The organism is Bradyrhizobium sp. AZCC 2262, from assembly GCF_036924535.1.
Lineage (GTDB): Bacteria > Pseudomonadota > Alphaproteobacteria > Rhizobiales > Xanthobacteraceae > Bradyrhizobium.
Genome location: NZ_JAZHRT010000001.1, coordinates 5,332,228 through 5,359,026 on the forward strand (window position 1 = coordinate 5,332,228; position 26,799 = coordinate 5,359,026).

Here is a 26,799-nt window from a genome sequence, read left to right on the forward strand (position 1 = left end):
CGCGCGGTGGCCCCGGCGTGGCCGAGATTCGGCCCCTGCGCACCCCCTGCCCGGAACACAACCAAAGGTCGCAAAATTTGCGGCATAAAAGCCACAGCCGCGCTTCCGCAGCGCGAAACGAGCGTGCAAACGCTGGCATATCCGCCGCGTTTTGCGGATAATGGGATTAATGGAATCGTCGCGTTTTTGGTGCAACATTTGTTGCTGCGAAACGCCAGATTGTCGATTGGAACTGTGCCATGTCGTCGCTTAAAGTAATCTTGGGGTTGTTCGCCGTCGGCCTTGCGTTGTCCGGCTGCATGCCGGCTACCACCTATCAGGCCGCCCCTGAAGCCACCCTCAAGCCGAACGACAAGGCCCAGCTCGCCAAGGCGCGCTATGCCGCCGTGCCGCCGGCAGAGCCGTTCCGCCGCGCCATCGTCGACTATCACCGCAAGGAACTGCCCGGCACCATCGTCGTCGATTCCGACAATCATTACCTCTATCTGGTCCAGGACGGCGGCAAGGCGATCCGTTACGGCGTCACCGTCGGCGAGGAAGCCCTCGCCTTCGCTGGCATCGCCCGCGTCGGCAACATGGCGGAATGGCCGAAATGGACGCCCACGGCCGACATTCACAAGCGTATCGAAGGCCTGCCTGCCTCGGTGCCCGGCGGCGTCGATAATCCGCTCGGCGCCCGCGCGCTCTACCTCTACCAAGGCAACAAAGACACGCTGTTCCGCATCCACGGCACCAACCAGCCGGAATATATCGGCGCCTCGATCTCGTCGGGCTGCATCCGCATGACCAACGAGGACGTCATCGACCTCTACAGCCGGGTGAAGCAGGGCACGGTGGTTGTCGTGCTCGAACCCAAGCAGGGCGACTCGCCGTACAATTCCAAGATGGCGCTGCAGGGCGGCGGCAGCAGCGGCCCGATGCCGCAGTGACCGACGCTGGTTACGCCGCAGTCGAAGATACCCCAGTCGAAGATCAAGAGCGCCGGTTTTGCCGGCGCTTTTTCTTTGCACGCTTCTCCTCGCGCGGCGGTTCGGCCTCGTCAGGCTTTTCGGCATTCGATTTTTCAGCGTCCGGCTCGGCATCAGACTTCGCATCAGATTTGGCACCAGACTTGGCATCCGATTTGGCGTCGTCCGGCTTGGCGGCGACCTCGCGCGGCGGCGCTTCGTCGGGCCGCTCGGCCGGCAATAGCGGCGCTTTCTGCGGCAGCGGGTCCCACACGTCCCACTGGCAGATCCGGTAATTGTTGCGCCGTTCCATCAGGTCGAGATGGATATGGTCCTCGTGATATCCGTCCGAGCCCGGGCCAAGCACGGTCGAGAACCGCGTGCAGGCGGAATGCAGCACGCTCTCGCGCAGTCCCCGCGGCACGGTGCGGTCGGTCAGCGAGATCGTGCTGCCGTCGGTGAACTTGAAGGCGCGAACGTCGAGCGCGTTGGCGCGGCCGTGTTCGGAAAGCTGCGCGCCGACGACGCGGTTGCGGCCGCGGCATTCGAACGAGTCGAAATTGTCGAGATTGGAGACGGCGCTGCCGAGGCGCTCCGCCAGCGGCGCGATATCACTGCGGATCCAGTCGGCCAGTGCTGCCGCCATCTTACAGCGCAGGATGGCCGCCGGCTTGACCGAAACCTGCCGCTTGTCCGGCAGTACGATCGCCTCCAGCCGCACCAGATCCTCGCCGCCGCAGCCGCCGGTGCCCTTGATGTCGGGGATGCTGGGCGCGATGGCGATGGCGTCAGTCAGCGCCAGCCGGCAGGCCGACGGCTGTGGCGTGGGCTGCGCTGCGGGCGCAGCCTGTTCGGTGGGCTTGCCGGTCTGGGGAGCCGCCTGCTGCTCCTCCGCGGCCGGCCCGGCGGAAGGCGCCTCGGCCGGGCGGGGCTTCGGCAGCGGCACCGCTGCGTGGCGAACTGTCGCCCGCGCCTTTGGCGGTGACACCCTGAAAAGGTTATCCCACGGCGAGCGGGACGCCCTGGCTCCGAAGGCCGGCTCGATTGGCATGCCAAGCAGGAGCAGCGCCGAGGTTGCGGTAACCATTGCCGCGCCGATGCGACCAAAGGCGCCATTAGCCCATTTTCGGCTTGCTTTCTCCGCGCTAGAGTTCATGTCAATTCCATGATCTTACGCCCGGTCCGCTCGTGCTTTGGTGGATCGTGCGGAAAAACAAATAACCATCGGAGGGAAGTGCGTATGCTCGGATTGATGCAAGACTGGCCTTTGCTTTGCCATCGGATTATTGAGCACGCGGCGAAGTATCATGGCACGCAAGAGGTCGTCACGCGGTCGATCGAAGGTCCCATTCATCGCACCAATTACGCCGAAATTCATGCACGCGCGCTGAAAGTATCGCAACGGCTGGACCGCGACGGCATCAAGCTCGGTGACCGCGTCGCCACCATCGCCTGGAATACCTGGCGCCATCTCGAAGCCTGGTACGGCATCATGGGGATCGGCGCGATCTGCCACACCGTCAACCCGCGGCTGTTCCCCGACCAGATCGCCTGGATCATCAACCACGCGCAGGACCGCGTGGTGATGGTCGACATCACATTCGTGCCGATCCTGGAAAAGATCGCCGATCAATTGCCGAGCGTCGAACGCTACATCGTGCTGACCGACAAGGCGCACATGCCGCAGACCAGGCTGAAGAACGCGGTCGCCTATGAGGACTGGATCGCGGAAGCCGACGGCAAGTTCAAATGGAAGGACTTTGACGAAAATACCGCAGCCGCGATGTGCTACACCTCGGGCACCACGGGCGATCCAAAGGGCGTGTTGTATTCGCACCGCTCCAACGTGCTGCACGGGCTGATGGCCAACAATGTCGACGCTCTCGGCACCAGCGCCGCCGAGACAATGCTGCCGGTGGTGCCGTTGTTCCATGCCAACAGCTGGGGCATCGCATTCTCCGCGCCTTCGATGGGCACCAAGCTCGTGATGCCGGGCGCCAAGCTCGACGGTGCTTCGGTCTACGAGCTGCTCGACACCGAGAAGGTCACGCACACCGCCGGCGTGCCGACCGTGTGGCTGATGCTGCTCAATCACATGGCGGCCGGCAATCTGAAGCTGCCCCACCTCAGAAGCGTGGTGTGCGGCGGCTCGGCGATGCCGCGCTCGATGATCAAATCGTTCGTCGACATGGGCATTCGCGTGCGCCACGCCTGGGGCATGACCGAGATGAGCCCGATCGGCACCGTCGCCGCGCAGAAGCCGCCGTTTGCCGAACTCACCGGCGAGGAGCGGCTCGACATCCTGCAGACGCAAGGCTATCCGCCGTTCGGCGTCGAAATGAAGATCACCGACGATGCCGGCAAGGAGCTGCCGTGGGACGGCAAGACTTTCGGCCGCCTCAAGGTGGCCGGCCCCGCCGTCGCCAAGGCCTATTTCAAGGTCGATGCCAGTATCCTCGACGACGAAGGCTTCTTCGACACCGGCGACGTCGCGACCATCGATCAGCACGGCTATATGCGGATCACCGACCGCTCCAAGGACGTCATCAAGTCCGGCGGCGAATGGATTTCGTCGATCGATCTGGAAAATCTCGCGGTCGCCCACCCCGCGATCGCGGAAGCGGCCGTGATCGGCGTCTATCATCCCAAATGGGACGAGCGCCCGCTTCTGATCGTCCAGCTCAAGCAAGGCCAGAAAGCCACGCGCGAGGACATCCTGAAATTCATGGACGGCAAGATCGCCAAATGGTGGATGCCCGATGACGTCGCCTTCGTCGACGGCATTCCCCACACCGCGACCGGCAAGATCCTGAAGACCGCGTTGCGCGAACAGTTCAAGAGCTACCGCTTCCCGAACGCGGCGGCGTGAGGCCCTGAAAACGGGAAGGCCGCTTTCTACACGACGGAAAGCGGCCTTCCTGAAGCTCATGCCTGCGCAGATCGCTCACGATCCGGTTCAATCCGACCGGATCGGCCGCCGTTTATCCCCTAGCGCGAGAGCGCCAGCGCTTCCAGCTTGCGCTGCGCGTCGGGCTCGCCCCATTCCTTTGCCCGCTGATACCACATGCGGGCTTGGGCAACGTCCGCCATCGGGCCATCGGCGCCGAGCTGCCTGAGCAGCGCCGGATCGTAGGTCGTGCCGACGAGCAAGGCTGACCGCGCATCGCGCGCTTCGGCGCCGCGCATCAGCAAAAGCCGCGCCGACTGGACGTCGCCGCCGGCGAGCAGATCCTGTCCGCGTTTGATCAGGGCAGCGACTTCTCTAGCGTCGAGGCTGCGCACGACCTCCGCCTGCGGCGGGGCCGGCATCGCCGACGGCACGGCCGTGGCAACGGCAACCGGCGGCGCCACGGCGACCGGCGGTGCCACGGCAACGGGCGGCGGCGATACGACAGCCGGCGGCGGCGCAGCGGCCCTTGGCGGCGCCGCGGCAAGGATTGGCGCTGCACTTGGCGCTGCCGTCCAGGTCAAACGCGTGGAGGTGCCGGTGAGAGCCACGCCGTCACCGTCACGCAATTCCGCCGTGACCAGCATCTGGCCGGCGAATCCGTCTGGCGGAATGACCGAAACGCCGGAAATCTCCGTCGCCGGCACGCGCCACTCGCTGGGACCGGTACGCTTGCCGGACGTCAGTCGTGCGCCGGCCGTCAGCCCATTGATGGATACGAACGCGCCGGGCGGCGGAGCGCCGACGTGAATTCCGAGCGGCACAGGATCGTTGGCGAGGCCGCTGCCGTCCTGCACGGCCAGGGTCGCCGTACGCTTCTGTGGCGGCTGTTGCTGCGGCGCCGGCATCACCGACGATTTTACCGACTGCCAGACGGCCGAAAGCGAGGCGTTGTCCTGTCCGGCGGGGCGTTGCGAAGACGGAATGGCCATGACGAGGAGCATCGCGATGCTTGCCGCGATCGCCACCGCGATCGAGAAGCGGATGACCTGCTGGAGCAGCGCGCGCCGCCCCGACAGGTCGCGCAGCACGGATGGCACTTCGACCGGCGCCGTTTCCCTCGCCTCCTGCATGGCCTGGGCTACGGCTTTGGTGAACATTTCGGAACCCTGGCGGCGTGGAGGCTTGCCAAATGGTTGCAAGGGCGGTCCTTCCGTCGGCATTCGCGGACGCCACTCCTCGGTCTGGATGGGCATCGTGCCCGGCTGCTCGCTGCTCGTCCGTTCCCTCAACTCACGCGGCGCATAATATGCCGGGTCGTTCGGACCGACATATCCATCGTGCTTTGAATCACTCATACTGAACACTCGCCCCCATGAGGCTATCCACCAGCCTCGCGGACGTATGCCGATTGCGCCCTAAGTTGATGATCCCTGAAACTCCGGATGGGCGCAACCGCATCTTTGCGGCTCCGCCCAGTAACAAGGACCGGGAGTTGAGATCATCCTGCAGCGCTTCTGGCTGACACCCGCCGTTTCCCTTTTGGTTGGCGGTTCGCCGTGTCCCGTGCAGGACAGTCCCGTGTTGCGGCAAATACGACAACCCGGAGGCGAGAGGTAGACGAAAGTTGGATCGACTTCAATATACAACTAATAATCAATTTACAGGGATAGTTAATCGGCAAGGTTGCACGCAGCGCGTGCATGGCCTGATTACTAGCGTTTTCGAGCGAAAGCCTGCCCCGGCCTTGATCCGGGGCGGACACCCGGTTCAAGTCAGGAAAACGCGTCAAACAAAGAACCTGGAGCCCGGCTCGGATTCAATCAGAACCGAAAAAGGCTCTGGTATCGCGCGCGAACCTTGAAATTCGCGCCCCGCCGTGGTCTCAAGCTGCGAGTTTGCAGCCCGGCCCGCCCGCCCGGACCGACTCCAACCCGGCAGATTTACCGATGGCCCGAAGGTTTTCAACGCCCTACCAGTCGGAGCCGGTGTCCCGCCTCGCCACCTGGTCGCGCAACCTCGCCATCTTCGCCGTGGTCGCGGTGGTGGTCTCGATCCTCATCGTCCGTTTCGGCTTTCTGGAGATGAAGCCGGCGCTGGCGACCTTTTTCGGCGCGCTTGGTTGCGCCGTGCTGTCGATGCTGGTCGGCTTCGCTGCGTTTGCCGCGATCTGGCAGAACGGGTCGCGCGGCATGGGCCGGATCCTGCTGGCGTTCCTGATCAACGCCACCCTGCTCGCCTACCCGGCCTACCTCGCTTTGCAATACCGCAAGGTCCCGCCGATCCACGACATCACCACCGATCCGATCGATCCGCCGCGCTTCGAGGCGCTGGCGCGGCTGCGCAGCGGCGAAGGCGCCAACTCCGCGGTCTATGCCGGACTCTATTCGGCCGAACAGCAGCGCATCGCCTATCCCGATATCGAGACCGTGGAACTCGAAGTCCCGCCGCAGCGGGCCTATGAGGTCACGCTGGCGCTGGTCACCAGGCGCAAATGGCTCGTGATAGACGAACGGCCGCCGCAGCTGCCGCGCCGCATCGGCCGCATCGAGGCGGTGGCGCGGACGCCGATCATGGGATTTCGCGAGGACGTCTCGATCCGTATCACGCCCGACGGCGAGGAATCGCGCGTCGATATCCGTTCCTCCTCGCGCTATTTCGAAAGCGACCTCGGCAGCAACGCCGCCCGCGTCTCCAAGCTGATCGAGGAAATCAACGCGGCCGTCGACAACGCCAAACCGGCGCAGAAGAAGCCGCAGGCGCCGGCGAAAGCCCCGGCGAAGACGGTGAAGAAGTGAGAGGGCGAATGGCGAGTGGCGAATAGCGAATGGTTAGCCAGGTGACCCCTTCCCTATTCGCTACTCCCTATTCGCCATTCGCCAAGCGATAGCTCCCACCGATCACCGGATCGCCGTCCGTCGCGACGATCCCGCGTGCGACCAGGTCTTCCAGATGCGCCAGCACGGAATAGCCGGCGGCGTTGGTCAGCCGCGGGTCGATGCCGATATAGATCGCGCGCACCATGGTCGGGATGTCGGCCTCGCCCTTGGCGAGCCGATGCAGGATCGAGGCTTCGCGGGCCTGGCGGTGCCGGGTCAGGAAGCGGACGTAACGTGGCCCCTCCGGAATTTCCGGCCCGTGGCCGGAGAAATACAGATCCTCCTCGCGGGCTTCCAGCCGCGCCAGCGAGGCCATGTAATCGATCATCGATCCGTCCGGCGGTGCGACGATCGAGGTCGACCATCCCATCACGTGATCACCGACGAAGTTGATCTTCCGTTCGGGCCACGCGAACGCCAGATGATTGGCCGTGTGGCCCGGGGTCGCGACCGCTTCCAGCGCCCAGCCCGTACCTTCAATGACGTCGCCGTCCTTGACCTGGATGTCGGGCCGGAAATCGCGGTCGGCGCCTGACTCCGGATTGTGCTTCTCGCTCTCGAAGCGCGGCCGCGAGGCGCGATGCGGCCCCTCCGCATAGACGGGCGCGCCGGTGGCGGCCTTGATCCGCGCGGTATTCGGCGAGTGGTCGCGATGGGTGTGGGTGACGAGAATATGCGTCACCGTCTCGCCACGCACGGCGTCGAGCAGCGCCTTGGCATGCGCTTCGTCATCAGGGCCGGGATCAATGATCGCGACCTTGCCCTTGCCCACGATGTAGCTGACCGTGCCGGTGAAGGTGAACGCGCTCGGATTGTTGCAGAGGACACGCCGCACGCCTGGGCGGGCTTCATCGACGACGCCCGGCTTGAGCGGAAAGTCGCGGTTGAACGGGATGTCGTCGTTGTCGGCCATTGAGAATTTCACTCCGGCGTCATTCCGGGGCAGCCCGACAGGGCTGAACCCGGAATCTCGAGATAATGGAACGATACGGATCGAGATTCCGGGTTCGCGCCTTCGGCGCGCCCCGGAATGACAGTGCGAGGATTTACGAAAACGCCTGAATGCCCGTGATCGCCCGGCCCAGGATCAGGGCGTGGACGTCGTGGGTGCCTTCATAGGTGTTCACGGTTTCCAGATTCGCGGTGTGGCGCATCACATGGTACTCGATCTGGATGCCGTTGCCGCCGTGCATGTCGCGGGACACCCGGGCGATATCGAGCGCCTTGCCGCAATTGTTGCGCTTGACGATCGAGATCATCTCGGGCGCCATCTTGCCTTCGTCCATCAGGCGGCCGACGCGCAATGAGGCCTGCAGGCCCAGCGCGATTTCGGTCTCCATGTCGGCGAGCTTCTTCTGCACCAGTTGGGTTGCCGCCAGCGGCCGGCCGAACTGCTTGCGGTCGAGCGTGTACTGGCGGGCGCGGTGCATGCAGTCCTCGGCGGCGCCCATCGCGCCCCAGGAAATGCCGTAGCGGGCGCGGTTGAGGCAGCCGAACGGACCCTTCAGGCCCGATACGTTGGGCAACAGCGCGTCTTCCGGCCACTACCACGCCGTCCATCACGATCTCGCCGGTGATCGAGGCGCGCAGGGACAGCTTGCCGCCGATCTTCGGCGCCGACAGGCCCTTCATGCCCTTCTCGAGAATGAAGCCGCGGATCTGGTTGTCATGCGCGGCGGACTTCGCCCACACCACGAAGACGTCGGCGATCGGGGCGTTGGAAATCCACATCTTGCTGCCGGTCAGCTTGTAGCCGTCGGAGACCTTCTCGGCGCGGGTCTTCATGCCGTTGGGGTCGGAGCCGGCATCCGGCTCGGTCAGACCGAAGCAGCCGACCCACTCGCCGGTGGCGAGCTTGGGCAGGTATTTCTTGCGCTGGGTTTCGTCGCCATAGGCGTAGATCGGATACATCACCAGCGACGACTGCACCGAGTTCATCGAGCGATAGCCGCTATCGACGCGCTCGATCTCGCGCGCCACGAGGCCATAGGCAACGTAGCTCGCGTTGGCGCAGCCATACTCCTCCGGCAGCGTGATACCGATCAGACCGAGTTCGCCCATCTCGTTGAAGATCTCGCGGTCGGTCTTCTCTTCGAGATAGGCCTTGACGATGCGCGGCAACAGCTTGTCCTGCGCGTAGGCGCGCGCGGTGTCGCGGATCATGCGTTCGTCTTCGGTGAGCTGCTCGTCGAGCAGGAACGGATCGTCCCACTGGAAAGAAGCCGCCGCCGGCTTGTCCTTGGCTTGAGGGCGCACGCTCATGAAAATCCCTTTCGCATCACAGTCCTCATGGAAATTGTCGACAAAATAATGCGCTATCGGCAGAAGCGCAAATGGATTGGGTGATCGTCATTCCGGGATGGTGCGCAAGCACCAGACCCGGAATCTCGAGATTCCGGGTTCGATGCTGCGCATCGCCCCGGAATGACGGTGATCTATCCCTCCAACTTTTCGTTGGAGACGATCTCGATGCCGAAACCGGACAGTCCCTTGTAGTCGTGCACCGACGACGTGAGGTTGACGATCGAGGTGATGCCGAGATCGCGCAGGATCTGGGCGCCGACGCCGACTTCACGCCATTGCCGATTGCGATCGGCCTCCGCGGTTTTCTGTTCGCCGACCGGCTCGACGGGAACTCCGGCGGCGCCGTCGCGCAGATAGACCAGCACGCCGCGGCCGGCCTTGTGAAAATGGTTCAGCACGATCTGCATGCGCGCCTGGCCGGTGAAGAGATCCTTGACGATGTTCGGCTTGTGCAGCCGCGTCAGCACGTTCTTGCCGTCGCCGATGCCGTTATAGACGAAGGCGGCATGCGCAATCTCGTCGAATGGCGAGCGATAGGCATAGCCCTGCAGCGGCCCGATCGGGCTGTCGGTGGTAAAGGTCGCAACCCGCTCGATCAACTTCTCGCGCGCCTGGCGGTAGGCGATCATGTCAGCGATCGTGACGTGCTTGAGCTTGTGGGTGGCGGCGAAGCGCGCGACCTGCTCGCCCTTCATCACGGTGCCGTCATCGTTCATCAACTCGGAGATGACGCCGACCGGCGGAAGCCCTGAGAGCTTGCAGAGGTCGACCGCCGCCTCGGTGTGGCCGGAGCGCAAGAGCACGCCGCCGTCGCGGGCGATCAGCGGGAAGATGTGGCCGGGCCGGGCAAAGTCGTTGGCGCCGGCATTGGGATTGGCGAGCGCGCGGCAGCACGAGGCGCGTTCGTCCGCCGAAATGCCGGTGCCGCCATCGGGCTTGTAGTCGATCGAAACGGTAAAGGCGGTGGTGTGGTTGGATTCGTTATGCGCCACCATCGGATCGAGCCGCAGCCGGCGGGCGTCGTCGGTGGTGATCGGCGCGCAGACGATGCCGGAGGTGTGGCGGATGATGAACGCCATCTTCTCCGCCGTGCAGAGCGAAGCCGCGACGATCAAATCGCCCTCGCCCTCGCGGTCGTCATCGTCGGTGACGACGACGAGTTCACCCTTGGCAAAGGCTTGCAGAACTTCCTGGATGGTATCGGCCATTTTCCCAATATCTCGCTATTTGCAGCCAGTGCATTAGCCGGACTCAATGGTCTGCGCCAGCGTCAATACGCAAGGCAGCGCGGCGCCGGCCGGCTTGACGGAAGGCCTGCCACCACGGGCCGGCATGGCAATAATCATTGACGAGGTCAGGCATCAATCGCCATGGTCATCCCATAAGAAGAAGAAACAGGTGTTGGGGAAGAGACATGATACGTCTTCCATCGAATTTCCGTCTGATGGCATGGGCCGGATTGACGCTGTTGGCGGCGGTTGCCGGAGTATCGCAGCCTTCGCGCGCCGCGGATGAGTGGCCGACCCGCGACATCACCTTCTATGTGCCCTACGCGCCGGGCGGTTCGACCGACCCGATCAGTCGTAAATATGCCGAGCTGCTGGAGAAGCAACTCAAGGTCAAGGTCATCGTCGAGAACAAGCCGGGCGCTTCCGCGACCATTGGCACCGGCGCGGTGATCCGCGCCGCCCCGGACGGTTATACCATCGGGCTGGGCTCCAGTTCGTCGCTGGCCTACCAGCCGCACGAAATGAAGGGGCTGGTCTGGAAATCGGCCAACGACTACCAGTCGATCGCAAAGCTGTCGGACCTGCCGGTCATCCTGGCGGTACCTGCGGAGGCTCGATGGAAGACGCTCGACGACTTTCTCGCGGAGGCGCGCGCCAACCCGCGCAAGCTGAAGGTTTCGGTGTCCGGGCTGCGCTCCGTCAACGACATCGCCATCCAGCAACTCAACAAGCTGGCAGGCCTGCGCATCGTCACGGTGCCGTTTACCGGCGGTGGCGGCGAAGCGACGCTGGCGGCGCTGGGCGGCCGCGTCGACGGCACCGCCGGCTTTGCGCCCGGCATGAAGGGCCAGATCGACGCCGGCAAGCTCCGCGTGCTGGCGGTGTTCCAGGAAGGCAAATACGAGCTGCTTCCGGATGCCAAGCCGATCGGTGAGACGCCGTGGAAGGACACCTTTCCCGTCGGCTATTACGTGATCGCACCCAACGGCCTGCCGAAGCCGGTGCTCGAAAAGCTGCTCGCCGTCTCGAAAGTCATCGTCGAGAGCGAGGAGTTCAAGAGTTTCCTGCGGACCAACGGCTACACCTGGGATCCGAAGCTCGGTGACGACATGAAAAAGGAACTGGCCGGCTATGACAGCAAGTTCCGCGACGTCATCAAGTTCCTGGACGACGACAAGTGATATCAGCGCGGAGTTTCTCGCTTGTCTCAGCGCGGCGGATCACCGCCCTGCTCGCGCTGCTGCTGTCGGCTTTCTACGTGACGAACGCCTGGCAGACGCTATCGGTCGGGCGATGGCACAAGCCGGGGGCGGCGATCTTTCCCATCGCGCTTGGCGCGCTGCTGGCGGTCTCGGGGCTGTCGGTGCTGCTCGAACGACGTGGCGGCGGCGACGGGCCGATGCCGGCGACCTTCACGCTGCCGGCCGGCAGCGATCTTCGCCGGCTGCTCCTGCTGCTCGCCGCGTTCGCGCTCTACTTCCTCGTGATGCCGGTCATCGGCAACATGGTTGCCTCCGCGCTGTTCCTGTTCGCCAGCATGTGGCTGCTGTCGGATGATCCCACCCGATCGCTGCTGCGGCTTGCGATCTACGCCATCGCGATTGCGCTGAGCTTCGAATGGTTCTTCGTCCGGCTTCTGAAAGTGCAGATGCCCGGGGGCGTGTTCCGGCAATGGTTGTTTTGACACCCCCGTCATTCCGGGGCGCATCGAAGATGCGAACCTCAGATGTGCAATTGCACATCGGGGAATCTCGAGATTCCGGGTTCGACGCTGCGCGTCGCCCCGGAATGACGGGAGGAGAATGAAATGAATTCCCTCCAGGGCCTGCTGTATGGATTGAGCGTTGCGGCCACGCCTGCGAATTTGCTGGCGGCCTTCGTCGGCGCGTTCGCAGGGACCGCGATCGGCGTGCTGCCCGGCCTCGGCCCGGTCGCCGGCGTCGCCCTGATCCTGCCGCTGACCTTCTCGCTCGACCCGACCGCCGGCCTGATCATGATGGCCGGAATCTTCTACGGCTCGATGTATGGCGGCTCGACCACGGCGATCCTGCTCAACATCCCCGGCGAATCCGCCTCCGTCGTCACCGCGATCGACGGCTATCAGCTCGCCAAAAAAGGCCGTGCCGGCGCGACGCTGACCATCGTCGCCGTCGGCTCCTTTGTCGGCGGCACGCTCGCCGTCATCGGCGTCATGATGTTCTCTTCGTATCTCGCCCAGGTCGCGATCCTGTTCGGGCCGGCGGAATTTTTCGCGCTCACCGCGGGCGGGCTGATCGTGATGTCGCGGATATCGGGCGGTACGCTTGCATCCGCCCTGCTGCCGATGACGATCGGCTTGATGCTGGGGACCATCGGCCAGGAAGCGGTGACCGGCGAGACGCGCTTCACGTTTGGAATTCCCGATCTTGCCGAAGGCGTCTCGCTGGTGCCCGTCGTGGTCGGGCTTTATGGCTTTGCCGAACTGATGCTGCTGGTCGAAGACCGGGTGCATGCCGCGAACAAGCCCCAGTCGGTCAAGATGCGCGAGCTGCTGCCGACACGCACCGAATGGAAGCGCGCGGTGCCGTCATGGCTGCGCGGGACGTTCCTCGGTTTCCTGTTCGGCCTGGTGCCGGGACCCGCGGCGACGCTGGCCTCGTTCGCCTCCTACCGGCTGGAAAAGGCGACCTCGAAATACGGGAGCGAAATCGGCAGCGGCGCCATCGAAGGCGTCGCCGGCCCGGAAGCCGCCAACAATTCGGCCGCCACCGCCTCGCTGGTGCCGCTGCTCGCGCTCGGCATTCCCTTTACGCCGATTGCGGCGCTGATGATCTCGGCCATGCTGGTGCAGGGCATCCAGCCCGGGCCGCTGTTGATCACCCAGCACCCGGAAATCTTCTGGGGCCTGATCGCCTCGGCCTATATCGGCAATGTCATGCTGCTGGCGCTGAATATTCCGATGGTCGGCGTCTGGGTCAGCCTGCTGCGGATTCCGCACTATCTGTTCATTCCGCTGCTGCTGGTGCTGTCCGTGATCGGCACCTACAGCGTTCGCAACAGCATCTTCGACGTCTGGGTGCTGCTCGCCGCCCGCGTCCTCGGCTATTTCTTCAACAAGATGAAGTTCCAGCTCGCGCCGCTGGTGGTCGGCCTCATCCTGGGACCCAACATCGAGAAGCACTTTCGCGAGGCGCTGTTCCTGAGCCAGGGCGATCCCTGGATCTATGTCGACAGCCCGATCGCGGTCGCGATCTGGCTGTTGGTCGCCGCGATCCTGATCGCCGGCCTCATCGCCCGCCGCCGCGCGGCGTTTGCCGACGCCATGGCGCAGGAAAGCAGTTTGTGAGGTCTTGCGCTTGATGATCGAGTAGGAGTTCGCGCTCCCAACCTCGCCCCGCTTGCGGGGAGAGGTCGGATTGCATCGCAGATGCAATCCGGGTGAGGGGGTACAGGTGCTTCAACTGACACTGCCATCGCGGAAGCGCCCCTCACCCCTACCCTCTCCCCGCAAGAGCGGGGCGAGGGAGAAGCCAGCACCTTCGCTTTCCACTCAATGTGTACGAGCCCGGGACTACGGCAGCACCTCGCGGCGCTCGCTGAGCAGCGCGTCGGTTTCGGCGCGCTTGTCTTCCAGGAGCCCGGCCTGGGCCGCCTCGATCACCCTGTAGAGCTCGTCGGCGTCGCTGAGCCGGGTCACCGTCACGTAGTCGGCCCCCGCCTCGTAGAGATCGTCGACTTCGGCCAGGATCTCCGCGGTCGCGACGATCTTGGCGGTCGGGTTCAGCGAGCGGACATGCCGGACCAGCTTTTCGTTGTCGGCACCCTTCAACAGCGAGTCCGGGATGCTGAGGATGATCAGCTCGGACTTGCCGACGCCCGCATGCACCAGCGTATCGACGTTGCTGATGTCGCCATAGACCACGTGCATGCCGCGGTCCGTCAAGGTCCGGAACACCAGCGGATTGAAATCGATCACGGTGATCTGCTCGAGGACCGCAGGACTGCGCCGCTCGATCTCGCTCAACAAGGCGCTGGCGGCGCGGAAGAAACCGAGAATGACGATCCGGCGAGCCTCCCCATGCCCGCCCTCGTGGCCGGCGTCGGGGTCATGCTTGTGATCGAGATCGCGCAAGCCGATCCGCTTCAAAGGACCGATCAGGCCGCGCGTGACCTGGTCGCTGCGGCCCATGACAAAGGTGCTCAGGACCGCCAGCACCACGAAGGCGAACGACGCTGCGCTCGACGTCTCGGCGCTGATATGGCGCGCGGCAACGCCGGTCTGAATCACGACCAGTGAGAATTCCGAGATCTGCGCCAAATTGATCGCCGGCAGCAGGCTGGCGCGCAGGCCCTGCTTCATCAGATAGAGCGGCGCGAACGTCGTCACCACGCGGCTGACGACCGTGAAGGCGGCGATCATCAGCGCCAGCCCGATCACCGACGCACCCGGGATCGGAATCGTCATGCCGAGCGAGACGAAGAACAGCGTGATGAAGAAGTCGCGCAGCGTGGTCACCTTGGCCGTGACGTCGAGCGCATAGGGGAATGTCGACAGCGAAACGCCCGCCACCAGCGAGCCCATCTCGCGCGACAGATGCAGCTTCTCGGCGATCTCGCCGATCAGGAAGCACCAGGCCAATGCGCCGAGCAGGATCAGTTCCGGCCGGCGCGCGATCTGGTGAAACAGCCGCGGCAGCACGTAGCGGCTCAGCACCAGCGCGGTCGCCACCAGCACGCCGACCCGGGCGATCGAGAGCAGGATCACGCTCACTTGCAGGTTATCGAGGCTCGGCTGCACTGCCAGGAACAGGATCGCAAAAATGTCCTGCAGCACCAGCACGCCGAGCGTGATCCGTCCGGGCAGCGTGTCGAGCTCGCGCTTCTCGTACAGCACCTTGACGATGATCACCGTGCTCGACAGCGCGCAGGCAACGCAGAGATACAGCGCGTCGAAGTGGCCGCCGCCCATCGGCAGGCCGATCCCGACGAAGAACAATATCCCGAGCAGGCAGCCGCCGATCAATTGACCGCCCGTGGCAAACAGGATGACCTTGCCGGCGCGCACGATCTTCTTCAGGTCGATTTCCAGCCCGATCATGAACAGCATGAAGATCAGGCCGAGTTCGGAGATGACGTTGATCGATTCCTGGGACTTGACCCAGCCCATGCCGAATGGACCAATGAGGAAGCCGGCGATAAGGTAGGCCAGGATCAGCGGCTGCCGGGAAAAATGCGCCAACAGGCCGAGCACCCAGGCGAACAGGATGCATAAGGTGATATCGCCAATAAGTTCGTGCATAGGTCCGATCTTGCCCCTACCCCAACCTAGAGGTCCCGGCGCGGGGGTCAAACAAGCAATGTGTCACAGCCATGGAATGGGGGCTTTTCTCGCGATTCTGGCCACACTGTCGATACTGTATTTCCCCGCAGCAGGTGCGCAGACCGGGCCCATCGAACAGAATTTTGCCGCCTCCCTCACCGCGATGCCCACAGAAAACCTCGCCGTATCCGGCGCATTCTACGTGCCGGTCTATTCCAGCGTCTCGATGAGCCAGGGCAAGCTGCGGGCGGACTTTTCGGTCACGCTCAGCGTCCACAACGCGTCCGAAACCCGCCCCCTGGTGTTGAAGCGGATCGCCTATTTCGACACATCAGGCAAGATGGTGGAAGCCTACCTCAAGTCACCGATTGCGCTAAAACCGTTCGCAACCGTCGAAGTCTTCATCGCCGCAAGCGACGTGCGCGGCGGAACGGGAGCCAATTTCGTGGTCGACTGGGCGGCCACCGGCGAAATCGCCGAACCTGCAGTCGAGGCGCTGATGGTCGGCAGCGTCGGACCCGGGCATTATGCCTTCATCAGCCAGGGGCGGCCGATCAGGATCGTCAAGAACTAGCCAGCGAGACCCAGCCTGCAAGAACCAGCCTGCCAGAGAGCCGCACGGCCCTCTCAACGAAAAACAAAACGGGAGTGAACATCCATGTCTGCCGCAACCCCCTTCGACTTTGCGCCCTTGCTGCCCGCCGGATTGCCGGCCCCGGCAGCGCGGTGGACCGGTCTTGCCAAATACAGCTTTGTCGGCGGCAACAACGATCCCGAACAGGTTCCGGTCGACGGCCTGATCGACGCGATCAATGCCGTGCTCAGGCGCGAGGGCAAGACGCTGGCGACCTACGGGCTTGCCAGCGGTCCGCAGGGCTATCGTCCCCTGCGCGAATTCCTCACCGCAAAACTCGAGCGCGACGCCGGCATCGCCTGCGGCACCGACGACATCATGATTGTTTCGGGTTCGCTGCAGGCGCTCGATCTCGTCAATCAGACCTTGCTGGCGCGCGGCGATACCGTGCTGGTCGAACAGGAGACCTATCAGGGCGCGCTGAACCGGCTGACGCGGCTCGGCGTCAAGGCGGTCGGCATTCCCCTGGATGACCACGGCATGCGGATGGACGCGCTGGCGGCCGCGCTCGCCGACCACAAGAGCCGCGGCATCACGCCGAAATACATCTACACGATCCCGACCGTGCAGAACCCGACCGGGTCGATCATGCCGGAGACGCGGCGCGCGGAGGTGCTGAAGCTGTCGCAAGAGTATGGTGTGCCGATCTTCGAGGACGATTGCTACGCCGACCTGATCTGGAACGGCGAACGCCCGCCCGCGATCTACGCCATGAGCCGGCACGGCGGCGTCATCCACATCGGCTCGTTTTCAAAGTCGATCGCGCCCGCACTGCGCGTCGGCTTCATCGTTGCGCCCTGGGAAATGATGTCGCGGATGCTGGCGCTGAAGACCGATGCCGGAAGTGGCGCGCTGGAGCAGATGGTGCTGGCGGAATATTGCGCGCCGCATTTTTCCACCCATGTGCCAAAACTGACGCGCGGCCTGCGCGCCAAGCTCGACACGCTGATGGAAGCGCTCAATGAGCAGTTCGGCACCGCGGCCGAATTCGAGGATCCCAAGGGCGGCATCTTCCTGTGGGTGAAACTCCCTGACAATGTCGATACACTAAAACTCTACCAGGCCGCGCTCGCCGCCGGCGTCGCGATCAATCCCGGGCCGGAATGGTCGACCAACAAGACCTATGCCGGCAGCCGCCTGCGGCTGTGCTTCGCCAGCCCCTCACAGGAGCAGATCCGCGAGGGCGTCGCCGTGCTCGCAGAGGTTTGCCGCAAGGAGTTTGGCGTGCCGGAACGAATTGCGAATGTGGAGAAGCGGGCAAAAGCCTGAGCGTGATGCTCCGCAGAGCCTGCCACCGGGCGCGGATTTGCGCGACCTGGCGGCTGACACGTCGGCGGATCACTCAGCCTTGATGCCGGCCTCGGCAATCAGCTTGCCCCACTTCTCGCTTTCGCTCTGAATGAACTTCGCGAAGGCTTCGGCCGATGTGGGCGCAGGCTCGGCGCCGAGAACGCGGATTTTCTCGATCGCGGCGGGATCGCTCAACGCTTTCACGAAAGCCGCGTTCAACTTGCCGATGACCTCGGGCGGCGTGCCGGCGGGCGCGACGATCCCAAACCACCCGACCGATTCGAATCCGCTCAGGCCCTGCTCGGCCAACGTTGGCACATCGGGCAGGAAGGCGACGCGCTTGGCGGCAGAGACCCCGAGCGCCTTCAACTTGCCGTCGAGGATCAATTGCCTGGACGCGGGGATATCCAGCACGGCGAGCGGGATGTGGCCGGCAAGAACGTCCGTTGTCGCCGGCGCGGTGCCGCGATAGGCGATCAATTGAATGCCGACGCCGGCCTTCTGGTTGAACAAGGCCGAGGTCAGGTGCATCGCGGTGCCGTTGCCGCCATGGCCGATCGACAGGCCCTGCGGTTGCGCCTTGGCTTTCGCAACGAGGTCTGCGACCGAGGCAATGGCCGACTGTTGCGAAGACACCAGCACGAACGGGATTTCCGCCAGCAAGGTGACCGGCGCCAGATCCTTGATCGGATCGAACGGCATTGCCGCGCGATTGAGATGGGGATTGACGGTCAGCACACCGGCCGCGGCGACGCCGAGTGTGTAACCATCGGGTGCTGCCTGCGCCACGGCCCCGATCCCGATATTGCCGCCCGCGCCCGCGCGGTTCTCGACGACGATCGGCTGGTTCAGAGATTCCGATAGCAGCGGCTGCAAGGCGCGGATCACGATATCGGCACTGCCGCCTGGCGGAAACGTCACGATGATCTTGATCGGCTGATCAGGATATGCGCTTGCTGTTTCAATCGCTGAAAGCGCCAGCGGCAAGGCGACAACGAAGGTCCCGATTAAGGCTCGCCAGATCGACGGAAACATTCAGGGTCCCCCGATGATTTTTTTTGTGGCTGTCAGTTATGCATGATCGTCCCAGCGCAGCAAGCGACAAGGCCGCGAGCAATAGGGTGAAGACTCGCGTTCTCGTGGTGGGGGCCGGTCCGGTTGGCCTGACGCTCGCGATGGACCTCGCGCTGCGGGGAATATCCGTCACCGTGGTGGAAACGCGCTCCGCCGGGGAACCGCCGAGCGTGAAGTGCAACCACGTCTCGTCGCGTTCGATGGAAATCTTCCGCAGGCTCGGGCTGGCGCAGAAGTTGCGCGACACCGGACTGCCGGCCGACTACCCGAACGATTGCTCCTACCGCACCACGGCAACCGGCATCGAGCTCTCGCGCATCCTGATCCCCTGCCGGCGCGACCGCTATACCGCAGCGAGCGGGCCGGATACCGGCTGGCCCACGGCCGAGCCGCCGCACCGCATCAACCAGATCTACATGGAACCTGTGCTGTTCGAGCACGCAGCCGCCATCGACGGGCTTCAGATTCTGAACCGCATGGCGTTCGAGGATTTCAGCGAGGGCCATGACGGCGTCGTTGCGACCGTCCGGAACCTCGACAGCGAAACCGCCTTGCAGATCGATGCCGATTTCATCGTGGGCTGCGACGGCGCGCGTTCGCTCGTTCGCAAGGCGATCGACGCCAACCTGCAGGGAACGCCGATCATCCAGCGCGTGCAATCGACTTATATCCACGCCCCCACCCTGCTCGCCCTGATGGGCGCGCCCGCCTGGATGACGCTGTCGCTCAATCCGCGGCGCTGCGGCACGGTGGTTGCGATCGACGGCCGCGAAAAATGGCTGATCCACAACCATCTCAACCGCGAGGACGAGACCTTCGAGTCGGTCGATCGCGACGCCTCGATCCGCGCTATCCTCGGCGTCGGCCCCGATTTCGAATACGAGATCCTCAGCAAGGAGGACTGGGTCGGTCGCCGCCTGGTCGCCGACCGCTTTCGCAAGGGGCGCGCGTTCATCTGCGGCGACGCCGCGCATTTGTGGATGCCCTATGCCGGCTACGGCATGAATGCCGGCATCGCTGATGCGACCAACCTCGCCTGGCTGCTCGCGGCCTATCTGGAAGGATGGGCCGACGTCGCCATCCTCGATGCCTATGAGGCCGAGCGGCTTCCCATCACCGAGCAAGTGTCCCGCTTTGCGATGGAGATGGCGGGCAAGGTGCTGAGCCAGCGTCGCACCGTTCCCGATGCAATCGAGCGGCCGGGGCCTGAAGGCGACGCCGTCCGCAAGCAGGTGGGGCAAGCCGCCTATGACCTGAACGTGCAGCAATATTGCTGCGCCGGCCTCAACTTCGGCTATTTCTACGACCGCTCCCCGATCATCGCCTATGACGGCGCCGAACAGCCGGGTTTTACGATGGCCGATTTCACGCCGTCCTCGACGCCGGGCTGCCGGCTTCCGTTCGCGAAGCTGGCCGACGGGCGGCCGGTCTATGACGCGCTCGGGCCGGGCTACACGCTGTTGCGATACGATCCGGATGTAGCGGTTGCCCCACTGGCTGATGCGATGCGCAGCAATGGCGTCCCGTTCAACATCGTCGATGTTCGCCCAGCGCCGCCGCCCAGCGACCACAAGCTCATTCTTGTGCGCACCGATCAGCACGTCGCCTGGCGGGGCGACGCTATCCCCGACAATCCCGCGCACCTCGTCGGCAAGCTGCTCGGCCAGAACTTCAACCGTCGTCCGGGTTGATTGCCTGATGGCGGAAGTGCGCTCCCAGCATCGCGTAGGCATTGCCCTCGTCGTCGCCGCCGCCATCGCCTGGAGCACGGCGCCGTTCTTCACACGGCTGCTTCCCTACGACTCCTGGACCATCCTGTTCTGGCGCGGAGTGTTCGCCAGCGCCATGATCACGGCAATCATGCTGATGCTGCAAGGCCGTGCCGGCCTGCGGGATCTGATCAGGATGAGCAAAAGCGGCTGGCTGGTCGCGTCGTTGTCGGCATCGGCCATGATCGCCTTCATCCCGTCCCTGCAACTGACCAGCGTGTCGAATGTGGCGATCATCATCGCAACCGGCCCCTTCGTCACCGCAGCGCTCGCCTGGGTCTGGTTGCGGGAAGTCCCGCACTTGCGAACCATGATCGCGAGCGTCGTGGCACTCTGCGGTGTCGCGGTCATCGTCGGCAGCGCGCGCGTCGGTTCCGACATCCTCGGTGTCGCGCTCGCCTGCTTCATGACGCTGGCGATCGCCGCGATGACGGTCTTGCTCCGGCGCCACAAGGACACGTCGATGGTGGCCGCCGCCGCGCTGTCCAACGTCCTCGGCAGCATCGTCAGCATTCCCTTCGCCCACGGAATAGCCGCCGTCACCGGAGCCGATATCCTGATTCTCGCAATGTTCGGATGCCTTCAGGTTTCGCTGGGCCTCACGCTGTTCTTCCTCGGCTCGCGCCTGCTGCCATCCGGCCAGGCCGCCCTGATCTCGACGCTGGAAACGCCGCTGATGCCGTTCTGGATATGGGTGGGATTTGGCGATGTTCCCACGCTGCGCGTCCTCCTCGGCGGCGCCCTGGTGATGGGCGCCGTCATCGCCGACATCATCGGCGATAGCAGGACGCAGCGGCCGACAAGGTGAACGGACGCGTACTTAAATCCGGATTCGTGCGCGTGGCTCAATGTCCGCCTTGGTCCGAAAGCGACGGAAGTGGTGCATCGCCGCGAAATGACGCCATGGGCCACAACCAGACCCGGGCCGCCCAATCAAGGTCCCGCGAGGTTAGCCGCGGCGGCGTGGGCAGCGCTATATATCAGCGCCGACTGATCCGCAGGGCTGGAAGGTTTGGAGCGAGCGTCCGCGCAAGCACCCTTCATGCTTCTGGGCGTAAGCAAGCACGCCCATGAAAATCAAAGCCACTACGACAAATCCGATTACGAGGTTCTGCATCATGGCTGCCACTCCACGAGGTTAGCGCACTACGAAGTAGGCGACCGCGCGGCCAAAGATAAAGCCACTCCTGAATTAAGAGCACGACAGGTTGGCTCCGGCTAGAGCAAACTTCCGCAATGGGTCCATTTTCGACCGATTCAACAGGTTTTGCTTGCCGATTCATGCCTGCGTCGCCCCGAAAGCGGACCCGACGCCGGGGTGACAAGCCTCAGCCAACCACCTGGCCTTCATCCAGCCCGCATGGCTTCGCGTTAACGGATCCACACCCCTCACCGCGCCGCGAATGGCGCCTGGTAGGGCCGGCCGAACGGCACGCCATTGATCACGGTCTGCACAGGCTTGAGCAGCAGCTTGCCCTCGCGCTTGTTGTTGCGGGTGTCAACGAACGAGGTCTGGCCCTCCACCAGCTCCATGATCGCGACGTCACCGGGGGCGCCGATCTGAAGCGTGCCGATCTTGGGCGCGCGGTTGATGATCCTGGCCGGTGCAGAAGTTGCCATCGCCACCACCTGCTCCACCGTAAATCCCAGCGGAATGAACTTGCTCATCACGTTCGGCAAGTACGGCACGCCCGGCGTATTGCCGGAGAAGACGTGAATGTCGGACGAGATCGTATCCGGCGTACAGCCGCCGGGGATCGCCACTTCGGCCACCGTAAAATCAAAGCTGCCGCCGCCATGGCCGACATCGAACATGACGCCGCGCTGCTTGGCCGCGACCGCGGCGGGCAACAGCTTGCCATCCTGCACGATGTTGGTGAAGACGCCGGCGATATTAGGCGCACCGGAGTAGCAGTGGGTCAGCACGTCGCCCGGCCGCAGCAGGTCGAGGATTTCCGACATCAGCTCCCTGGTTTCGACGCCGCCGATATGCACCATCATCTTGGCCGGCCAGCCGCACATTTCGCAGGCCTTGATCGCGCGCTTCAGCGGCTCGGTGCCATGCTTGGCGATCACGTTCTCCGACATCCGCACCTTGACGCCGAGCAGGAAATCCGGATTTTCGGCCAGCGCCATCGCGCAGGCCTCCACTTGCGCGTAATCGATGTTGTAGAGCTCGGCGACCGGGAATCCGGACAAGCCGTTGTTGGCGATGTGGACGAACGCGTAAATCCGCGCCCGCGATTGCGCCACGATGTAACGGCGCAATGCACCGAGATTGTTGACGCCGGCGTCGCCCGCCGACACCACCGTGGTCGTACCCTGAAACTGCACCAGCTCGTCGGCGGGAATGCCGATCGCCGAGCCGTAGGGATAGACGTGGGAATGCAGGTCGATCAGGCCGGGCGTCACCAGCTTGCCCGAGGCGTCGATGGTCTTGGCGGCACGGGCGGCCGGGATCTCGTTCTCGACGGCCTCGATCATGCCCCAGCGAATGCCGATATCGCGCTTGCCCCTGAGCGACTGGCTGGGATCCAGCACGTCGCCGCCCTTGATCACGAGGTCGAACTTGTCGTTCGGACCCATTGCGGCGTTGGCGCTTCCGGACATCGCGACGACAGCGGCCGAACCGGTCAGACTCAGAAAATGACGGCGTGAAACCTCGCTCATGGCAAATGCTCCCCCTGTGATTTTTTATGCTGCGATGATGCGCCGGGCTCCCGCATTCCGCAAGCAGGGCGTGCATCGTCCCACGCAAGACCAACAGTAGCGCCGATGATCCCTGAGTGGGCAGACCGGCGGTTTTTCTGCCGGAGCTCGAACCAACGATTCACCAGCGGCTAGCCAAAGTCGAACGACGACGCAGCGCGACACATCTGAACATGTGTTCAGAATTCTCTTGAAGTTCCGGGGGAACGTTCGCTGCGATTTGAGGTTCTATCCTCGATCAATTGAGGAGGACTGGAATGAAGAAGCTTGGATACGTTATCGCTGCACTTGGTGCGATCATCATCGCGGCGCCGTCGATTGCGAGCGCCGAGACGGTTGTGATCAAGCGCGGCGGCTACCATGATCACCATCACGGCTATGGCGCGCGCGCCGAATATCGCGGGCATCGCGACCGCGGTTGGCATCGCGGCTGGCATGGTCATCGCGACCGCGTGGTGGTCATCAAGAAGCATCGCTACTGAGGCCGACACCTGGAGCATGGTTCTGATGGATCAGAACCATGCTCCAGTTTTTGTTTGACGCGTTTTTTTCACGCGAACCGGTATCCACTTCGCTCGAAGACGCTATGAACTGAAAATGGCTCCTCGCGGAGCCATTTTCTTTGTTAAGCGCTGATTTGCGAAAAGTCTCAGCTATAGATTTCAAACAGGCCTGCGCCGCCCTGGCCGCCGCCGATGCACATCGTGACGACGCCCCACTTGGCCTTGCGCCGGCGGCCTTCCTGCAGGATGTGGCCGGTGAGACGCGCGCCGGTCATGCCGAACGGGTGCCCGATCGCGATCGAGCCGCCGTTGACATTGTACTTCTCGGGGTCAATGCCGAGCTTGTCGCGCGAATACAGGCACTGGCTGGCGAAGGCTTCGTTGAGCTCCCAGAGATCGATGTCGTCGATCGTCAGGCCGTGGCGCTTCAGGAGCTTCGGCACGGCGTAGATCGGACCGATGCCCATCTCGTCCGGCTCGCAGCCCGCCGCCGCCCAGGCGACGAAGCGGCCCAGCGGGTTGAGGCCGCGCTTCTCGGCGTCCTTGGCTTCCATCAGAACGACCGCCGCCGCACCATCGGAGAGCTGGCTGGCGTTGCCGGCGGTGACGAACTTGCCGGGGCCCTTGACCGGCTCGAGCTTGGTGAGGCCTTCCATGGTGGTCTCGGGCCGGTTGCACTCGTCGCGGTCGACGGTGTAGTCGACGATGCTCTCCGCCTTGGTCGCCTTGTCGACCACCTTCATCCTGGTCTTCATCGGGACGATTTCGTCCTTGAACTTGTTGGCCTGCTGGGCGGCCGCCATGCGGCGCTGCGATTCCAGCGAGTACTCGTCCTGATATTCGCGGCTGAGCTTGTAGCGCTCGGCGACGATATCGGCGGTGTCGATCATCGCCATGAAGATGTCGGGCGCGGCCTTGAGCAGATCGGGATCAATCGATTCCTTGGGCGAGCCGCCGCCAGGGATCGAGATGCTTTCGACGCCGCCGGCGACGATGCAGTCGGCGCCATCGGAGCGGATCGAGTTGGCGGCCATCGCAATGGTCTGCAGGCCTGACGAACAGAAGCGGTTGACGGAAACGCCGGCGGTCGATTTCGGCATGCCGGCGAGCAGCGCGGCCTGGCGGCCGATATTGGGGGCGCCATGCGCACAATTGCCGAGATAGCAGTCCTCGACATATTCCTTCTCGACGCCGGCGCGCTCGACGGCGTGCTTGATGGCGTGGGCCGCCATCGACATCGGCGGGGTGATGTTGAACCCGCCGCGGCCGGACTTTGCCAGCCCCGTACGTGCATAGGAAACGATGACAGCTTCACGCATTTGATAGACCTCCCTTTGATGCGATCCAGTATGGACTGGAGCCGCGCCCGTGTGTAGCAAAAACCCGAATTCCGGCCGGCGGAAAAGTCAGGAATCGCATCAATCCCACGCCGGCGCATAGCCGGAGGGATTTACACACCGTTTGTCCTTCGGCAAGGCCGCGATCGCTTTCCGGTCCGCGTCGTCGAGTCTCAGTTTCAGCGCGTCGAGATTGGCTTGCTGGCTTTCCGCGCGCGACGCTTTCGGGATCGCGGCAACGCCATCCTGGTCGAGCAGCCATTTCAGCGCCACCTGGGCTGCGCTGGCGTTGTGCTTGCGCCCGATCGCGGCGAGCGCTGCGTCGGAAGCCGCAAGGCCCTTGGCCAGAGGCGAATAGGCGATCAGCGGTATCGATTTCGCAGTGAGAAATTGAGGCAGCCGCGCCTGGTCCAGCATCACATGGTATTCGACCTGATTGCAGGCGATCGGCGCCCTGATCTCCTCGACCACCGTCTTCACGAGCGCAATATTGAAATTGGCGACGCCGATGGCGCGGGTGCGGCCTTCCTCCTTCAGCCGCATCAGCGTTTCGAAGATCTCGGGCAGGTTCATATTCGGCGCCGGCCAGTGCACCAGATAGAGATCGACATGGTCGAGCCGGAGTTTTTTCAAGGAAGTATCGAACGCCCGGCGGAGCGCATCCGGCGCCAGATTTTCGTTCCAGACTTTTGTGGTGACATGCAGGTCTTTGCGGGGAACGCGCGAGGCTGCAATCGCGGCACCCACGGCCTCCTCATTGCCATACATCTCGGCGGTGTCCAACGCCAGCCCGCCCTGCACCGCCGCGCGGCAGGCATCGCCCTGCATGCGAAAGGTGCCGAGGGCCGCCGTGCTCGGCGTGGTCGTGGCGCTCTCCGTACTGATGGTCGTCGGCGGTTATCTCGCGGTAACGCCCTGACTTAACCGCTTCTGCGCCCGCGTCGAACACTTCATTTCCCTGTTCCAGCCGCGGCGAGAATGGGTGACCAGCGTGCGATCTCGGACCGAACAAAACGATCGAAGGCCGCCGGGCTGCGTTCGTCCTTGGCCGGTATCGACCCGCCAAGCTGGGCAATCCGCTCGCGCACGACGTCCTCATCAAGCGCCCGGTCGAGCGCATCGGAAAGCCTGGCGATGATTTCGGGCGAAACCCCTTTCGGCGCAAACAGTCCTGCCCAGACGCTCATCTCGTAGTTGACGCCGCCCTCCTTCGCGGTCGGAACATTCGGCAGCGTTTCGAGGCGTTTCGCGGCAGAGACCGCGAAGGCCTTGACCGAGCCGGCCAAAACCGACTCCGCCACGCTGACCGACTGCTCGCACATGAAATCGACGTGACCCCCGACCAGATCGTTCAATGCCGGGCCCGAACCGCGATAGGCGACCAGCGCCGGCTTTGCGCCGATTTCCGCCGTGAACAGCAGACACGCCATATGCGAGGACGCGCCGATGCCGCCATGGGCCTGCTTCACCGCGTCGCCCTTTTGCCGCAGCGCTGCGACGAATTCCTTCAGATCGTTCGCCGGGAAATCCTTCCGCGCGATAATGACCGCCGGAGAGTGGGCGGTGAAGCCGATCGGCACGAAGTCGGCAACGGGATCGTATTTGAGATTCGGCGTCAGCACGGGCGCCGCGACATGCGAGCCCATGGCCGCGGCAAGCAGGGTATAGCCGTCGGGTGCGGCTGCCGCGACGCGCCCGCTGCCGACCGTGCCGCCGGCGCCGCTGACGTTCTCGATGATGATGGATTGCCCGAGGATCTTCGACATCTGGTTGGTGACGATGCGCGCAACGACGTCGCTGGCGCCGCCGGGAGGGAACGGCACCACCACCGTGATCGCCCTGGAGGGATAGTCCTGCGCGCGCACCGACCCGGCGGTGCCAACCAATAGCATCGCTACCGCGCAAGCTTTCCGGAGACCCGTGCCAGGTTTCATAACG

At 63.9% G+C, this 26,799-nt stretch carries 21 protein-coding genes and 1 pseudogene; 11 read left to right on the forward strand and 11 right to left on the reverse strand.

Annotated features, from left to right (window positions below):
- Positions 1 to 239 precede the first annotated feature (239 nt).
- Positions 240 to 929, forward strand: coding sequence for a L,D-transpeptidase (locus V1283_RS25130; protein ID WP_334389195.1), 690 nt, complete (start codon positions 240 to 242; stop codon positions 927 to 929).
- 43 nt (positions 930 to 972) lie between these two features.
- Here V1283_RS25130 and V1283_RS25135 read toward each other — a convergent pair whose 3' ends face one another.
- Entirely contained in the window at positions 973 to 2,103 is a 1,131-nt protein-coding gene (locus V1283_RS25135) for an extensin family protein (RefSeq protein WP_334389197.1), read from the reverse strand.
- A gap of 84 nt (positions 2,104 to 2,187) precedes the next feature.
- Between V1283_RS25135 and V1283_RS25140 the strand changes: the two genes are divergently transcribed.
- Positions 2,188 to 3,816: a fatty-acid--CoA ligase gene (locus tag V1283_RS25140; protein WP_334389198.1), complete on the forward strand. Its 1,629-nt coding sequence runs from the start codon at positions 2,188 to 2,190 to the stop codon at positions 3,814 to 3,816.
- A gap of 119 nt (positions 3,817 to 3,935) precedes the next feature.
- Here the strand turns inward: V1283_RS25140 and V1283_RS25145 are convergent, their stop codons facing one another.
- Positions 3,936 to 5,192 carry a hypothetical protein gene (locus tag V1283_RS25145; RefSeq protein WP_334389199.1) on the reverse strand — a complete coding sequence of 419 codons (1,257 nt, stop codon included), beginning with the start codon at positions 5,190 to 5,192 and terminating at the stop codon, positions 3,936 to 3,938.
- A gap of 591 nt (positions 5,193 to 5,783) precedes the next feature.
- Here V1283_RS25145 and V1283_RS25150 point away from each other — a divergent pair.
- Entirely contained in the window at positions 5,784 to 6,632 is an 849-nt protein-coding gene (locus V1283_RS25150; RefSeq protein ID WP_334389200.1) for a DUF1499 domain-containing protein, read from the forward strand.
- A 67-nt stretch (positions 6,633 to 6,699) separates the two neighbouring features.
- Here the strand turns inward: V1283_RS25150 and V1283_RS25155 are convergent, their stop codons facing one another.
- The 3 genes and pseudogenes from V1283_RS25155 to ribB all read right to left on the reverse strand — a co-directional run bounded on the left by V1283_RS25155 (position 6,700) and on the right by ribB (position 10,225).
- On the reverse strand, positions 6,700 to 7,626 hold the full coding sequence (locus V1283_RS25155; protein WP_334389202.1) for an MBL fold metallo-hydrolase: 927 nt from the start codon (positions 7,624 to 7,626) through the stop codon (positions 6,700 to 6,702).
- A gap of 133 nt (positions 7,627 to 7,759) precedes the next feature.
- Positions 7,760 to 8,975, reverse strand: a pseudogene (locus V1283_RS25160) (acyl-CoA dehydrogenase).
- Between the two features lie 173 nt (positions 8,976 to 9,148).
- Entirely contained in the window at positions 9,149 to 10,225 is a 1,077-nt protein-coding gene (ribB, locus tag V1283_RS25165; RefSeq protein WP_334389203.1) for a 3,4-dihydroxy-2-butanone-4-phosphate synthase, read from the reverse strand.
- A gap of 206 nt (positions 10,226 to 10,431) precedes the next feature.
- Between ribB and V1283_RS25170 the strand changes: the two genes are divergently transcribed.
- The 3 genes from V1283_RS25170 (at position 10,432) to V1283_RS25180 (ending at position 13,571) form a co-directional block, all read left to right on the forward strand.
- On the forward strand, positions 10,432 to 11,427 hold the full coding sequence (locus V1283_RS25170) for a Bug family tripartite tricarboxylate transporter substrate binding protein (protein WP_334389205.1): 996 nt from the start codon (positions 10,432 to 10,434) through the stop codon (positions 11,425 to 11,427).
- The gene (locus V1283_RS25175; protein ID WP_334389206.1) at positions 11,424 to 11,930 is read left to right on the forward strand and encodes a tripartite tricarboxylate transporter TctB family protein; all 507 of its coding nucleotides are present in this window, start codon (positions 11,424 to 11,426) and stop codon (positions 11,928 to 11,930) included. Before V1283_RS25170 ends, V1283_RS25175 begins: the two co-directional genes overlap by 4 nt.
- 123 nt (positions 11,931 to 12,053) lie before the next feature.
- Positions 12,054 to 13,571, forward strand: a complete 1,518-nt coding sequence (locus V1283_RS25180) for a tripartite tricarboxylate transporter permease (RefSeq protein WP_334389207.1) — start codon at positions 12,054 to 12,056, stop codon at positions 13,569 to 13,571.
- Between the two features lie 225 nt (positions 13,572 to 13,796).
- Here V1283_RS25180 and V1283_RS25185 read toward each other — a convergent pair whose 3' ends face one another.
- Entirely contained in the window at positions 13,797 to 15,524 is a 1,728-nt protein-coding gene (locus tag V1283_RS25185; RefSeq protein ID WP_334389208.1) for a cation:proton antiporter, read from the reverse strand.
- A 76-nt stretch (positions 15,525 to 15,600) separates the two neighbouring features.
- On the opposite strand from V1283_RS25185, the gene V1283_RS25190 reads away from it, so the two are divergent.
- Together V1283_RS25190 and V1283_RS25195 are read left to right on the forward strand one after the other, a co-directional pair.
- Positions 15,601 to 16,119 carry a DUF3124 domain-containing protein gene (locus V1283_RS25190; protein ID WP_334389209.1) on the forward strand — a complete coding sequence of 173 codons (519 nt, stop codon included), beginning with the start codon at positions 15,601 to 15,603 and terminating at the stop codon, positions 16,117 to 16,119.
- Positions 16,120 to 16,203: 84 nt separating this feature from the next.
- Positions 16,204 to 17,448: an aminotransferase-like domain-containing protein gene (locus tag V1283_RS25195; RefSeq protein ID WP_334389210.1), complete on the forward strand. Its 1,245-nt coding sequence runs from the start codon at positions 16,204 to 16,206 to the stop codon at positions 17,446 to 17,448.
- Between the two features lie 69 nt (positions 17,449 to 17,517).
- On the opposite strand, the gene V1283_RS25200 is transcribed toward V1283_RS25195, so the two are convergent.
- A complete protein-coding gene (locus V1283_RS25200; RefSeq protein ID WP_334389211.1) occupies positions 17,518 to 18,504 on the reverse strand; it encodes a Bug family tripartite tricarboxylate transporter substrate binding protein in 987 nt (328 codons plus the stop codon).
- 38 nt (positions 18,505 to 18,542) lie between these two features.
- Between V1283_RS25200 and V1283_RS25205 the strand changes: the two genes are divergently transcribed.
- Positions 18,543 to 20,234 carry an FAD-dependent oxidoreductase gene (locus V1283_RS25205; RefSeq protein WP_334389213.1) on the forward strand — a complete coding sequence of 564 codons (1,692 nt, stop codon included), beginning with the start codon at positions 18,543 to 18,545 and terminating at the stop codon, positions 20,232 to 20,234.
- Positions 20,235 to 20,241: 7 nt separating this feature from the next.
- Positions 20,242 to 21,120, forward strand: a complete 879-nt coding sequence (locus V1283_RS25210) for a DMT family transporter (protein ID WP_334389214.1) — start codon at positions 20,242 to 20,244, stop codon at positions 21,118 to 21,120.
- A gap of 581 nt (positions 21,121 to 21,701) precedes the next feature.
- Here the strand turns inward: V1283_RS25210 and V1283_RS25215 are convergent.
- A complete protein-coding gene (locus V1283_RS25215; RefSeq protein ID WP_334389215.1) occupies positions 21,702 to 22,982 on the reverse strand; it encodes an amidohydrolase/deacetylase family metallohydrolase in 1,281 nt (426 codons plus the stop codon).
- 296 nt (positions 22,983 to 23,278) lie between these two features.
- Between V1283_RS25215 and V1283_RS25220 the strand changes: the two genes are divergently transcribed.
- On the forward strand, positions 23,279 to 23,503 hold the full coding sequence (locus V1283_RS25220) for a hypothetical protein (protein WP_334389216.1): 225 nt from the start codon (positions 23,279 to 23,281) through the stop codon (positions 23,501 to 23,503).
- A gap of 167 nt (positions 23,504 to 23,670) precedes the next feature.
- On the opposite strand, the gene V1283_RS25225 is transcribed toward V1283_RS25220, so the two are convergent.
- The 3 genes from V1283_RS25225 to V1283_RS25235 form a co-directional block, all read right to left on the reverse strand.
- The gene (locus tag V1283_RS25225; RefSeq protein WP_334389217.1) at positions 23,671 to 24,843 is read right to left on the reverse strand and encodes an acetyl-CoA C-acyltransferase; all 1,173 of its coding nucleotides are present in this window, start codon (positions 24,841 to 24,843) and stop codon (positions 23,671 to 23,673) included.
- Positions 24,844 to 24,942: 99 nt separating this feature from the next.
- Complete coding sequence (locus V1283_RS25230; protein ID WP_334389218.1) at positions 24,943 to 25,689, reverse strand: aldo/keto reductase; 747 nt, start codon at positions 25,687 to 25,689, stop codon at positions 24,943 to 24,945.
- Between the two features lie 122 nt (positions 25,690 to 25,811).
- Positions 25,812 to 26,795, reverse strand: a complete 984-nt coding sequence (locus V1283_RS25235; protein WP_334389219.1) for a Bug family tripartite tricarboxylate transporter substrate binding protein — start codon at positions 26,793 to 26,795, stop codon at positions 25,812 to 25,814.
- Positions 26,796 to 26,799 lie beyond the last annotated feature (4 nt).

What these genes read in the sequence shown, in the direction of transcription:
- V1283_RS25150 (WP_334389200.1), top strand. Translation starts at nt 5,784, where the DNA reads ATGGCCCGAAGGTTTTCAACGCCCTACCAGTCGGAGCCGGTGTCCCGC.
- V1283_RS25205 (WP_334389213.1), top strand. Translation starts at nt 18,543, where the DNA reads ATGCATGATCGTCCCAGCGCAGCAAGCGACAAGGCCGCGAGCAATAGG.
- V1283_RS25145 (WP_334389199.1), bottom strand. Translation starts at nt 5,192, where the DNA reads ATGAGTGATTCAAAGCACGATGGATATGTCGGTCCGAACGACCCGGCA.
- V1283_RS25235 (WP_334389219.1), bottom strand. Translation starts at nt 26,795, where the DNA reads ATGAAACCTGGCACGGGTCTCCGGAAAGCTTGCGCGGTAGCGATGCTA.
- V1283_RS25200 (WP_334389211.1), bottom strand. Translation starts at nt 18,504, where the DNA reads ATGTTTCCGTCGATCTGGCGAGCCTTAATCGGGACCTTCGTTGTCGCC.
- V1283_RS25220 (WP_334389216.1), top strand. Translation starts at nt 23,279, where the DNA reads ATGAAGAAGCTTGGATACGTTATCGCTGCACTTGGTGCGATCATCATC.
- ribB (WP_334389203.1), bottom strand. Translation starts at nt 10,225, where the DNA reads ATGGCCGATACCATCCAGGAAGTTCTGCAAGCCTTTGCCAAGGGTGAA.
- V1283_RS25170 (WP_334389205.1), top strand. Translation starts at nt 10,432, where the DNA reads ATGATACGTCTTCCATCGAATTTCCGTCTGATGGCATGGGCCGGATTG.
- V1283_RS25190 (WP_334389209.1), top strand. Translation starts at nt 15,601, where the DNA reads ATGGGGGCTTTTCTCGCGATTCTGGCCACACTGTCGATACTGTATTTC.
- V1283_RS25225 (WP_334389217.1), bottom strand. Translation starts at nt 24,843, where the DNA reads ATGCGTGAAGCTGTCATCGTTTCCTATGCACGTACGGGGCTGGCAAAG.
- V1283_RS25180 (WP_334389207.1), top strand. Translation starts at nt 12,054, where the DNA reads ATGAATTCCCTCCAGGGCCTGCTGTATGGATTGAGCGTTGCGGCCACG.
- V1283_RS25185 (WP_334389208.1), bottom strand. Translation starts at nt 15,524, where the DNA reads ATGCACGAACTTATTGGCGATATCACCTTATGCATCCTGTTCGCCTGG.
- V1283_RS25210 (WP_334389214.1), top strand. Translation starts at nt 20,242, where the DNA reads ATGGCGGAAGTGCGCTCCCAGCATCGCGTAGGCATTGCCCTCGTCGTC.
- V1283_RS25130 (WP_334389195.1), top strand. Translation starts at nt 240, where the DNA reads ATGTCGTCGCTTAAAGTAATCTTGGGGTTGTTCGCCGTCGGCCTTGCG.
- V1283_RS25230 (WP_334389218.1), bottom strand. Translation starts at nt 25,689, where the DNA reads ATGCAGGGCGATGCCTGCCGCGCGGCGGTGCAGGGCGGGCTGGCGTTG.
- V1283_RS25140 (WP_334389198.1), top strand. Translation starts at nt 2,188, where the DNA reads ATGCTCGGATTGATGCAAGACTGGCCTTTGCTTTGCCATCGGATTATT.
- V1283_RS25135 (WP_334389197.1), bottom strand. Translation starts at nt 2,103, where the DNA reads ATGAACTCTAGCGCGGAGAAAGCAAGCCGAAAATGGGCTAATGGCGCC.
- V1283_RS25155 (WP_334389202.1), bottom strand. Translation starts at nt 7,626, where the DNA reads ATGGCCGACAACGACGACATCCCGTTCAACCGCGACTTTCCGCTCAAG.
- V1283_RS25195 (WP_334389210.1), top strand. Translation starts at nt 16,204, where the DNA reads ATGTCTGCCGCAACCCCCTTCGACTTTGCGCCCTTGCTGCCCGCCGGA.
- V1283_RS25215 (WP_334389215.1), bottom strand. Translation starts at nt 22,982, where the DNA reads ATGAGCGAGGTTTCACGCCGTCATTTTCTGAGTCTGACCGGTTCGGCC.